Origin of the sequence: Aequorivita vladivostokensis, from assembly GCF_000952855.1 — a bacterium.
GTDB classification, from domain to species: domain Bacteria; phylum Bacteroidota; class Bacteroidia; order Flavobacteriales; family Flavobacteriaceae; genus Aequorivita; species Aequorivita vladivostokensis.
Genome location: NZ_JSVU01000001.1, coordinates 211,262 through 223,234, shown reverse-complemented (window position 1 = coordinate 223,234; position 11,973 = coordinate 211,262). Strand labels below are relative to the sequence as shown.

Genomic DNA, 11,973 nt, shown 5'->3' with positions numbered 1-11,973 from the left:
TCGCAAGGACGGGGCTTTTTAATTATATTATTCGTGATTACTGAATATCGAAAACTATAGGAAGGGAATATAGTACACCAACTGGCTTACCACGTTGCTTTCCAGGGGTCATATTCGGAAGTGATTGTACAACATCCATTGCTTCTTTCTCCAATCTTGGATGTGGTGCACGTGCGCGCACATCAACCACTCTTCCGCTCTTATCAATTTTAAACTGAACCGCAATACGCTGTCTTCCTTCCAATCCTAAATCGGAGGCTAGATTAGTATCAAATTTCTTATTGATAAACTCACTAATCTTGGAAGACATACATCTTTTCTTTGCGTCATTTGTTTTTTCACCTTCGCATCCAGGATATACCGGTACATTCTCGATAACGGCAAATGGCACGTCGGCTATTTCCTCTTCAACTACTTCTTCCTTAATTTCCTTTACTTCAACAATTTTTTCTTCTTGGTTTGTTTCAGTAGATTCTATTATGGTCTCTTCCACGTCTTCCTCATCCTCAATTACGTCAATAACCTCGGGTGCCGGTGGCGGTGGCGGCGGTGGCGGCGGTGGAGTCAATTGCTGTGTTACGGGAATTTCTTCCTCCAGTTCTTCGCCTACGTCAAGTTGCCCGAAGTCAGTATCGGATTTATCATAAGATTTCCATTCAATTGCTTGCCATGCCAAGAAAAGCATAAGCACCATTCCTAATTGGAAAAACAGCATGCTTCTGCGGCCTACATCTGCTTTCGGATTTTTTTTGGGTTCCATAATAGTGGTTTTAACTAGTTGCTAAAATATAGAAATTATCGTTCAATTTAAAACTTAATCAAAATTTTAAGCTTTTAATTTATGTTTTACATTTTTGAAAAAATAGATACCGAGTAAACTTCCTACTAAATTTGAGGCTACATCGAGTATATCTGCACTTCGCGAAACAGTGAAGAGTCCTTGAAATATCTCAATTATTATGCCATAAAGCAGGATGGAAAACAGAAGAATAAGTGTACCCCTTTTATATAAATGATGCCCATTTTTTACATAAAGGTAGAGTATCCATAGATTGGCCAATACAAAATAAACCAAGACGTGGATTAACTTATCTGCTTCAGAAAAATCGGTTTTGGGTAGCTCGCCGCTAGGAATAAAAAACAGGACTGTGATTACACAACTGTAAAGTATTGCTAGACGCAACGGCCGTTTACCCGCTAATAATTGCTTTATAAGCGGCATCGTCCAAAAGTTCTGCTATTTCGTCGGGGTTAGAAATTTTCAATTTGATCATCCAACCTTCACCATAGGCATCTGTGTTTACCTTTTCGGGTTCAGACTCCAAGCTTTCGTTGAATTCAATGATCTCTCCGGAAAGGGGCAGAAATAAATCGGAAACGGTCTTTACGGCTTCTACGGTTCCAAATACTTCATCCTTATCCAGGGTATCACCTACGGTTTCAACCTCAACATATACTATATCACCCAATTCTCCTTGGGCAAAATCAGTAACCCCTACGGTTGCAATGTCGCCTTCTATTTGGACCCATTCGTGGTCTTTTGTGTATTTTAAATTTGCTGGTATATTCATAATAAATTAAATAAGTCAATTTTCTGTTTAGTTTCCGAAATTATAACGCAACGTAAATCCACTTCTAATAGTAGTTTGTGGAAACGCCGTTGAAATAGCATATTCAGAGAAGGTATGGTCGTAATAGAACAGGGCTGTTAAGTTTTTGCTCAGCGCATAATCAATAGACAGTTGTGCCCCATATATAGTTTGCCCCGCAGTGGTCTGATTATTCAGAATATCTAAATACCGTATAATCGTTATGTTGTCTCTTCTGGAAAGATCTACTTTAAAATTCAGATCGCTAGTTATAACAGACTTTTTTCCGCCAAAGTTAGTGGCAATACGCAAATCCTTTATTCTGTATCCTAAGCCAATGATATACTCGTTTCCTTTTATTTCAGTCAGTAGATTGTTCGCAAAACTTAAGGAGAGTGCGCGGTCCTTACGCATTTCTGCCAAAATTTTTACCGAATTATTCATTTCAAAATCCACACGCAGTAGCGGAGAGAACTGTTCCGTTAAGTTAACGTTTGTGAGCAAGGTTTTCACCTTAAAGTTACCTGCCTGATCCACGGCCTCAGTGTTATTGGGGTCATAATCCAGATTAGATTGGAATTGGTTTACGGTATATCCTGCACGGTAGCCGTGTGTCAATGAAAAACGTTTGAAATTTTTCTTGAACCAAGGAATATTCATTAAACCGGTATACTTAATATCCCAATTTGGTAGCGGGATATCCCTGAAAATACCCGTTTTTTCGTTGGAGGCGTTACTGCCTTTATAGGCGGCAAGAAATGCCGGTAGCAATACGTCCTGGCTGTTTCTACCGAAACCGATAGGGTATCCCAAAGTATCTCTTGGAATTGGTCTGCCTTGATAGTGCTCTTGTGCCAAACGGTTTGCAATGGTAATTCTATTTGTTCTGAAATCGTCAAAGGCTGCGGAACCATTTTCATCGCTCGCACCGAAGGCCGTTTTTATTAGTACCGTTGAAATATTAAAGTTTCCGAAGGTAGTGGGGGTTAATGATTGGTATAAATCATTCTGGACAATGTAATTTTCGGCATAGTTTTCAGAATAAATTCTGCTTCCGTTTACATCCACTGTCAAATCATTTATAGGTTCCAGATTAGCCTGAATATCCATTTGACGACTCTCCACCTCGGTATATTGCTCGTTGAACTCCGGATAGAGTGTTAACCACCCTTTGCGCGCGGCAAGTTCCCGAACATCAGCTTGGCTTCCAAACACGAAACCGGTAGAAGGCTTCAATGTTCCAATAAAACCTATGGATGGCAAATAACCCGGCAAATAAATACCATTGTTTTCTTGGTAATTGAACTGTACTTTTTTGAGCATCGTGGCAAGACCAATTAACGAATTAATGGCTTTGTCGCCGGCATTCAAACTTCCCGCTTCTTCGGCACCGCGACCCAAAACACTTGGAGAGCCGCTTTTGCTATTGGAAAGTGCATTGTTCCTTTCCTCTTTAATTCTACTTTCTCTACCGGCTTTACCTTCTTCGCCAGAGGTTTTTTCATCTCCACCTCCACCGTCGCCTGCTTCACCTGCATTTTTTCTGGGTTTGCTTTTCTTAATTTTGGTAAGGCCTATATAACGATAAAAACCGTTCATATCCAGACTGGAATTAATTTGATGCGTGCTTGCATTCTGGATAGAATTTCCAAGATTGTAAACGTTTCGGCTTCCGTCGCTCAACTCAATTTCAATTTCATTGAACTGTTCACTTCCTCGCTGCCATTGATAATCTCCGGTATAGGAATATGTTGCTCTCAGGAATTTAAGGAACGGGAATTTGCTGAAAGGCAAATCATAATTCACCTGTAACGACTGGAAATGCTGGTTAGGGTTACCAACGTCAAAGAATCCGTCCCAGACACCGATATCATTATTTATAAAACCATTATCGTCCAAATAATTATTTACAATTCTATTATTTGTAGAAGTAAAATTGAAGCGCAGGGATTTCGTTAAATTATGATTGATGGTATATTGCCAGTCAAAAAGATAATTGCGCTGGTAAAGGGTAGGCAGACCAATATTGCCTGGCAACAAGTTTATTTCCCTGAATTTTTGCTCATTGTATTGCCGGGTAATGTTTGAACTCACGGAAATATTTGTAGGCAGGTAATTAAAGTTGAAATCCTTTAAAAATCTCCAATATTTACCAGTAAACAACGAATCGTTCTTTTTGAAAGGCTCCACGGGCTTCGCTGTAAAATTATAATTATAGGTAGCGCCCACCCGAACATTCTGCTCCAAGGCATCTTCAACCTCAAAGTCGTGATGGTCGGTTTGATTATAGGAGAAGGAACCTGTGAAGTTCTCCACGTCATATACCTGTGGTTTGCCGTCACCAGTTCTTTCTTTACGCACCCCAATAAAGTTTACGCTCTGCCGTTTTGTATAATCTACGGCTTGTTCCTTTATTCTATCTTTTTCAGCTTGATCTTCCGTATTATCAAGTCGGGTGTCGAGCTCGATATCCTGAAATTCGGGGTCGTATTGCGGAGTTATGAGTTCTTCCCCACGCCCGTAATTGAACGGCAACTGAATTCCCCACTTCTTAGGAAGCAACTGGCCCAGATTTACATTTGTAACAACATCATATTGCTGAAGATCCTCTCGACTTCTCTGATTAGGCCCCTGTTCTATGGAACCAAAACCTACGGTACTTCTTTTACCTGTAGCACTGATTGTAGCGAAATCGGCAAGGTTCGCGTCCATACTAACCACGGCAGCCCATCCGCCTTCATTCTTAAGTTCAGACATTCTAAGCTCGTTGAACCATACTTCACCGCACAAATCATTTGTTGTACTGTTCTTTACACCAAGCATAATGGTTCTAACATTTCCAAAGCTTGGATTTCCCTTTATACCAATTGTAAGTTCATTTTCTCCACCAGACAGGCCACCTTCCAGTTCTGACTGTGTATAGTAAACCACTTCGGTTGAATTTAAGGGAGTTCGGGTTTTCACTTGCTGCAATAACTCCAATGGTAAGTTAAGCCTGTTTGCAACCGGCCAAATTTCCTCCGCGCTTGTAGCTCCAAAATTGGTTGGATTCAACGGAATCTGGACTTCATAATAATTGTTGGTAAGGTCATTCCCCAAACGCATGAATGCCACTAATTGTCCATCTCCTAAGGCTGTTTCATTTTGTAAGGATTCCGCGTGGATAAACATTTCCAGATTTTTGTACTGGCGCATGTCCACACTAAAGTTTTTATAGACGGCACGTCCATCATTGGGTTCCAAACCGCACACGCGCAAGGCCAATGATTGTTCATTTTCACGAATAATATTATTGTTGTTGTTCAACTCCTCGCGTACAAGCCCGGGAGGAAGTCTATAAGGAATGGGCTGGCGGTTCTCATTTTCCTCGATACTTACAGCTTCCACCTCAAAAAGAGTGTTGTCATTTGAAGGATCTTCGAGGGTTACCTCGTCCAATGTTTTTTGAAATTTTCTATAATCTCCGCGAACCAATTCTAAAGTACCGAAACGCAACACGGTATTCTCCGAAAATTGGGAAAGGAACATTCGCATAAACCGGATGGATCTGTAATCTGAGATTCCATTGACGGCTTGGTCTGGATTGTTTATTGGAACCTTAAATTGCACCCAACGCACCGGTATAACCTCATTGTTCTGAGTAGTTACCTCCAGTTCTTTTACATCTGAAATGTAGCTGTTGTTTTCACGTCCCATACCCGGGAATACAGGCACATTATATTCAAAATAACTGTCAATCGTGTTCATGGTATTGTCACGATTGATATCCTCAACATCCGGCTGTGCGGTGCTTCCTCGGTTGGTGTTGGTAACTTCTACTGGGGAATTGCCTTGGGTTCCGTTGTATTTTAAGTAGCGATCCAATATATTTCCTTCGGCCTGAAGGAAATATTGATAATCGTCATTTGCAGGATCTGGCAGACCTCCAAAAGCGCCATAATTGGCCGCCTCGGCAGCGTTATCAAGCCCATCCAAACCGATATCCTGATTTATTCGCTGTTGGCCTTCAGTATCAAAAGTATAAACCAAGGATTGATTGGTTGGCACTTTACCCCAAGTGGTGGCAGTGGTATTGTTAGTACCTCCATCTTCCGGCAAGCCATTTTCGTATTGTTTTCTTCCGTCTTTTAAAACATCCTCAGAAATACTACCCAAGTTAAAATTAATGTTTCCTCCGGGGTTTCCGCTGTTCTCATCATATATGAACGGGTCCATTATCCAAAACTGGATATATTCTACGTTAGACTGCTCAAAGTCGGTGGTGGTAAGAGGTCTCATAATTCCGCCAAATCTATCTTGAGGATTGGGGAGCGTATTGGTTCCGGCCGCAGCAGGATTATAATTATACTCACCACGAGTGGATGGATAATATGCTAAGTCTAATGTAAATAAGGCTTGTGTCTGTCCTTGAATGATGTCTTGGTTGGGGAAAATTTCATCCCTAAAAACACGACGGGTAAAAGGTGAAGAAAGATCTTCGTCGTTAATCCCTTCCGGACGCTGACTACTGTAAAATATTGGATCAATTGTGTACCAAGCAAGTTTCGCCCTATTGTAATTATAGGCTAAATTATCATTTGCCAATTCACCACCAAAACCAACAGGCGTACTTGAAAGGAACCAACTTGAGGGAGAACTTATATCGTTTCCGGTTTGTGAAGCTTCAAAGTCATCCACATATACCGTGGTTTTGCCATCGAAATCTGAAACTTTCGGGGCACCGGGTTTTAAATAGGCGAATTCCCCACGTAACGAAATATTCGATTCCACATCGGTATCAATATTTGGAAGTTTATTTACCAATCGGGTAAGGAAAGGCACTTCAGTGGAATAATTTAAGTTAATGCCATAAATAGAATTGTTTATGGGCTCCACACCATAGGAGGATTTTTGCGTAAGCGGGCGTTCGTTAAGGTTCAAATAGGTAGCGCCTATCAAAAATTTATCACTGAATTTATGCTCGACATTCAATCCTGTAAAACGCTTGCTTTGCTGCCCAAAAAGTGAATTGTTTTCCGTACTCACCGAAATCGGGATATTGCTATTCAACAACGAAGGGTCTAAAATCTGTACTCGTCCCAATTGATAGTTTACGGTATAGTCCACACCTTCCACCAAGGTTCTTCCGCCGGCGGTTACGGTAACGGAACCTTGCGGAATATTGAAAGCTCCAATGGGAATACCATCGGCTCCAGTAGATTTATAACTTCCCTTTAACTGAAATTTATTCTTTTCACTCTCTAACTGTTCTGCCTGTGTCTTGGTGCCGGTATAAAGCGTTCTAAACACGTACTTGGCCTGGTTTGGATTATAAGTAGAAGGCATGGAATAGGTAGCCGATGTACTTGGAAGATCCAGCTTTTCAAATAAATGTTCCCCAAAAGGTTCAACCGTTGTAAAAATAATCCTACCATTTTGTGCATCCACGGTAATCCCCGGAAGAAAATCAAAGAAACCGTCGCCGCCCTGTTGGGGATCGTTGTTAAAATTCAATCGATCTAAATTGAAAACTTTCAACAGAATTTCATCCTTTACATCTGGCGGAAGCTCTGCTCCGGCCTCTGTTAAATAGTTCAATGGGGAAGGGTCGGTATAGAGAATGTTCAGTTTAAAATCTTCCTTCTCGAGCTGATAGGCACCTATCGGATAGATGTTTTTCATCATCAAATCCCAAATTGGCTCATTGACATTGGTAATACTGCTCTTAAGAAGCTTTACAACCAGATTTTGCGCGAGGCCTGTTTCTTCCCCGGGAGGATTGGTACCGCCATTTCCGGGTACGGTTCCTCCATTGGCTTCAACACCATCATTGGAAAATTCACCTACCTGATACACCTTTCCGTTCACGGTAAACTGATAGGAAACAGCAAGAACTTCGTCATTTGTCAATCGTTGGTTCAAGGAGATGTAACCTAATTGGGAATTTAATGAATATTCCCCCGGGTCCAGCCTTCGGGCATTCTCAAGGGTTACATAATCTACTCCCTCATTTACTTGCACCCCCGTAAAGCCTTGGCGCACGCTGGCCACATCTCTAATTAACGGGTTTAGCAAAGATGGCTCTCCCCCGTTGATGCCAAAAGGATTGAAGAGGTTGTTCGTGTTATCTGGGTATGCATTTCTACCCGATCTGATGAAACCTCCGGGAGGTGTTGTTAAGCCTATATTCATCGGGTCCGATTCCCCTATATCCTGCAAGGCCACAATGTTTCGAACGTTTTCGGTACGGCTGGTTTTGTTGGTTACCCAAACCTCCATTCGCGTAATTTGAACATTACTGTTTATGAATGGATACTGCTTAAGGGCACGGTCGTAATTATCGCGAAAGTAATGTGCCAAGAAGAAGTGGCGGCTTTCATCGTAATCTAAAGCAAAGAGTTCAAAATCGGTAATGGTTGCACCTCCTTCAGCGGTAACGGTACGTGTTTCCGATTTTTGTTCTGAGAAAACCCCAGTAATGGTTGTTTTTCCGAACTGAAGTTGCGTCTTAACTCCAAAAAGGCTTTGCGCCCCTTGAATCAACGAACTATTTAGTGGCATGCTCACATTACCCACCTCAATTTTTTGAATGATGTCATCCTCCGTTGGGGTATATTCCAACTTTATCTGGTTTTGGAAATCGAAGGTGCTTTCAGTATCGTAATTTGCGGTAACCTGAAGTCTGGTCCCAACTTTAGCCAAAAGACTTAAACTTATTCTTTGGTCAAAGTCAAAGGAGAAATTACTTCGGTTTCGCGGTGAATATTGTGGATTGTCTTGTTTGGTATAAAGCAATCCAAGATCCATTTCAACGGAACCTTGCGGTATTACTTCAATAGTGTTTCCCCCAAAAATGGATTCAAAAAAGTTTGAATTCACATAAAAGGTTGGCAACAGGTTCTTTTGTTGTTCATCAGAACCTGCCTTTCTACCATCGGCGGCATCGATTTTCTCCTTGAAGTAGGCTTTCATCTGCTCCTCCTGGATAAGTAGCTGATACTCCTGAGGGGTAAGAATTATGGGGTAGGTAATATTGAAACTGCCCAAGGTTTGGGTATAGATATACCTGTCGGTTATGGGGTCGTAAGTATAAAGGTCCTGGATACTGACGGGAGTGGGAAGGTCCATTCTACCCATTTCATTCCCAACGGCTGTGGAGTCCTGCGCCAGCGAGACATTGCTGAACAATACGAAAATTATAATTGCTAAAAGCTTAAAAAAGCCACTCTTGTAAACGTAATTTTTTGCCTTCAAATTTTACAAATTTTTTAAAGCTTGTTTAATAATCATTTCTACCGAAGCCTGCGGATTTTCCTTTACTATGGCATCCACTACTTTCTCAGACTGTTTGCGAACAAAGCCCAACGTCTCCAAAGCAGATAACGCTTCATTTTTGTTCGTATTGCTTGAGCTGGTAGAAATAGACGACAAACCGTATACTTTTAAAATCTTATCTTTTAAATCCAAAATCACGCGTTGCGCAGTCTTGGCTCCTATTCCTTTTACCGATTGAATTGTCGCAATGTCGTTCTGAGCAATGGCATCCAGCACCTGTTCTGGGGCCAGAGACGATAACATAGTGCGTGCGATACTTGCTCCTACTCCAGAGACACTAATCAACAATCTAAAAATTTCACGTTCCGCTACACTGGAAAAACCATAAAGCGTATGGGCATCTTCCCGAACCAGCAAATGGGTAAACAGCTTAACATTTTCACTTGTGGGTAGGTCAGAAAATGTGTGAAGGGAAATATTGATTAAGTACCCTATCCCATTGCAATCTATCACTACGTCGGTCGGGTTTTTTTCAACCAGTCTGCCCTGTATATGGGTTATCATGTGTTAACGAAAACTTAAAGGCTCAAATATAGTATAATTATTTGCAACAGCCAGTGGGGTTTTTGTGAAAATATTAGCGCCAGCGCATCTTCGGAATTACCTATTTTTCTGCTCCCGCGCGCGCTTCTCTTTCTGTTGCGCATCCACTACCGCTACGGCCGCCATATTTACCATTTCCTCTACACTGGCACCCAACTGCAAGATGTGTACAGGCTTGCGCATTCCCAACATAATGGGGCCAATGGATTCCACGCCGTTCAGCTCCTTCAATAATTTATAATTGCTGTTTGCAGAATCTAGATTGGGAAAAATAAGTGCGTTTACCTTCTTGCCCGCCAATTTCGAAAACGGAAATTTCTTTTGAAGCATTTCAGGGTTTAATGCGAAATCTGCCTGAAGTTCCCCATCCAAAATCATATCTGGATTACTTTTATGAATCAATTCCACAGCCTCGCGAACCTTGGTAGCATGTGGATCTTTTGAAGAACCAAAGTTCGCATACGAAATCATAGCGATTACTGGCTGCAGCCCAAACATTTTCATAGTATAATTGGTCATTTGGGCAATCTTGGCGAGCTCTTTGGCCGTAGGATCAATATTTATTGAAGTGTCTGAAATAAACAAAGGACCCCGCTTGGTAAGCATAACATTGGTGGTGGCCACCTTGGTAACTCCTTCAAATCTACCAATAGTCTCAAACACGGGAACTACTACTGACGGATAGGAACGGGCATACCCGGAAATCATACAATCCACATCGCCCTCATTTAGCATCATTCCCGCAAAATAGTTTCGTTCGCGAATCAATTTTTCCGCGGTATAGAGCGAGATGCCACTTCTTCTTCTCTTTTCCCAAAGTTTTTGGGCGTAGTATTGAAGTTTATCAGAATTTTCATCATTTTTAGGATCGATAATTTCAAGATCTGCATCAAAATCTATCTGCTCCATCAGTTCAAGAATAATATCTTTCCTTCCCAAAAGAACCGGGATGCCAATCCCTTCTTCAAAAACAATTTGCGCCGCCTTTAAAACGTCCAAATGATCGGCTTCGGCAAAAACGATACGCTTTGGATCCAGCTTGGCGCGGTTCAGCAACAGTCGGATAATCTTATTATCGCTACCCATGCGCTCGTAAAGTTCATCCTGATATTTTTCCCAATCGGTAATTTCCGTCGTGGCCACGCCGCTTTCCATAGCTGCCTTGGCCACGGCGGGTGGAACGGTGGCAATAAGCCGCGGATCGAAAGGTTTCGGAATAATATAATCTTTTCCAAAAGTAAGCTTGGTTTCGCCGTAGGCTATATTCACCTGTTCTGGAACTGGCTCCTTGGCAAGATCTGCCAAGGCTTTTACAGCTGCCATTTTCATGGCTTCATTTATTTTTGTGGCGCGCACGTCCAGCGCACCCCGGAAAATAAAAGGAAATCCGAGTACATTGTTCACTTGATTGGGATGGTCGCTTCTGCCCGTGGCCATGATGATATCCTTTCGGGTTTTTATGGCCAGATCATATTCTATCTCCGGATCGGGATTGGCCATGGCAAATACAATGGGGTTTGGCGCCATGCTTTCCAGCATTTTGGGAGTGACAATATCTTTAACGGAAAGTCCCACAAAAACATCGGCGTTTTTCATCGCCTCTTCCAAGGTGTCTATTTTTCTGTGGGAGGCAAACTCCGCCTTCTCGTCGGAAAGACTTTCGCGATCTTTACGGATTACACCCTTACTGTCCAGCATAACAATATTCTCACTTTTAGCTCCAAATGCTTTGTAAAGCCGGGTACAGGAAACCGCTGCCGCCCCAGCCCCGCTGATAACAATTTGAACCTCCTCAATTTTCTTTTCCGTTAGTTCAAGAGCGTTCAATAATGCAGCCGCAGAGATGATGGCCGTACCATGCTGGTCGTCGTGCATCACGGGAATATCAAGTTCTTCTTTTAGTCTCTTTTCTATTTCAAAGGCTTCGGGAGCTTTTATATCTTCTAGGTTTATTCCGCCAAAAGTTGGCGCTATATTTTTTACGGTTGCAATAAATTCATCAATGTTTTCGGTATCTATTTCAATATCGAAAACGTCAATATCCGCAAATATTTTGAAAAGCAATGCCTTTCCTTCCATAACGGGTTTGGATGCTTCGGGACCGATGTTTCCCAATCCCAGCACTGCCGTTCCGTTTGAAATTACCGCAACGAGATTACTTTTATTGGTGTATTTATACACATTGGCTTTATCCTTTTCAATTTCAAGACACGGCTCCGCAACCCCAGGGGAATAGGCCAGGGACAGGTCTCTTTGGGTAGAATAACTTTTGGTTGGCACTACCTGTATTTTGCCTGGCTTTGGCTTGGCGTGGTATAATAGGGCTTCTCTGCGTCTGCTCTGTTTGCTCATAATTCTTTTGCTTATTTATGGGATCCCTCCGAATTAGCGCATTCGAAAAGTAAAATCCAAAGGTACGTGTTTTGAAAGAATCGAAAATATAAATTGAGGATTTGATTGCCGGAAAAAATTAGGAAACTTCCCCAATAAAATCCAAATAGGTTTCAATACATTTGAGAAGGAATTG

At 41.8% G+C, this 11,973-nt stretch carries 6 protein-coding genes; all 6 read right to left on the bottom strand.

What is annotated here, in order from left to right; translation table 11 throughout:
- Window positions 1-37: 37 nt before the first annotated feature.
- The 6 genes from MB09_RS00985 to MB09_RS00960 all read right to left on the bottom strand — a co-directional run bounded on the left by MB09_RS00985 (window position 38) and on the right by MB09_RS00960 (window position 11,798).
- Window positions 38-760 carry an energy transducer TonB gene (locus MB09_RS00985; protein WP_045078995.1) on the bottom strand — a complete coding sequence of 241 codons (723 nt, stop codon included), beginning with the start codon at window positions 758-760 and terminating at the stop codon, window positions 38-40.
- Between the two features lie 66 nt (window positions 761-826).
- The gene (locus MB09_RS00980) at window positions 827-1,183 is read right to left on the bottom strand and encodes a VanZ family protein (protein ID WP_165586662.1); all 357 of its coding nucleotides are present in this window, start codon (window positions 1,181-1,183) and stop codon (window positions 827-829) included.
- Window positions 1,184-1,190: 7 nt separating this feature from the next.
- The gene (gcvH, locus tag MB09_RS00975) at window positions 1,191-1,571 is read right to left on the bottom strand and encodes a glycine cleavage system protein GcvH (RefSeq protein ID WP_045078993.1); all 381 of its coding nucleotides are present in this window, start codon (window positions 1,569-1,571) and stop codon (window positions 1,191-1,193) included.
- A 27-nt stretch (window positions 1,572-1,598) separates the two neighbouring features.
- Window positions 1,599-8,822 (bottom strand): T9SS outer membrane translocon Sov/SprA, encoded by a 7,224-nt coding sequence (gene sov, locus MB09_RS00970; protein ID WP_045078992.1) that lies wholly within the window; start codon window positions 8,820-8,822, stop codon window positions 1,599-1,601.
- 3 nt (window positions 8,823-8,825) lie between these two features.
- Complete coding sequence (gene ruvA, locus MB09_RS00965) at window positions 8,826-9,407, bottom strand: Holliday junction branch migration protein RuvA (RefSeq protein WP_045078991.1); 582 nt, start codon at window positions 9,405-9,407, stop codon at window positions 8,826-8,828.
- A 96-nt stretch (window positions 9,408-9,503) separates the two neighbouring features.
- Window positions 9,504-11,798: an NADP-dependent malic enzyme gene (locus MB09_RS00960; protein WP_045078990.1), complete on the bottom strand. Its 2,295-nt coding sequence runs from the start codon at window positions 11,796-11,798 to the stop codon at window positions 9,504-9,506.
- Window positions 11,799-11,973 lie beyond the last annotated feature (175 nt).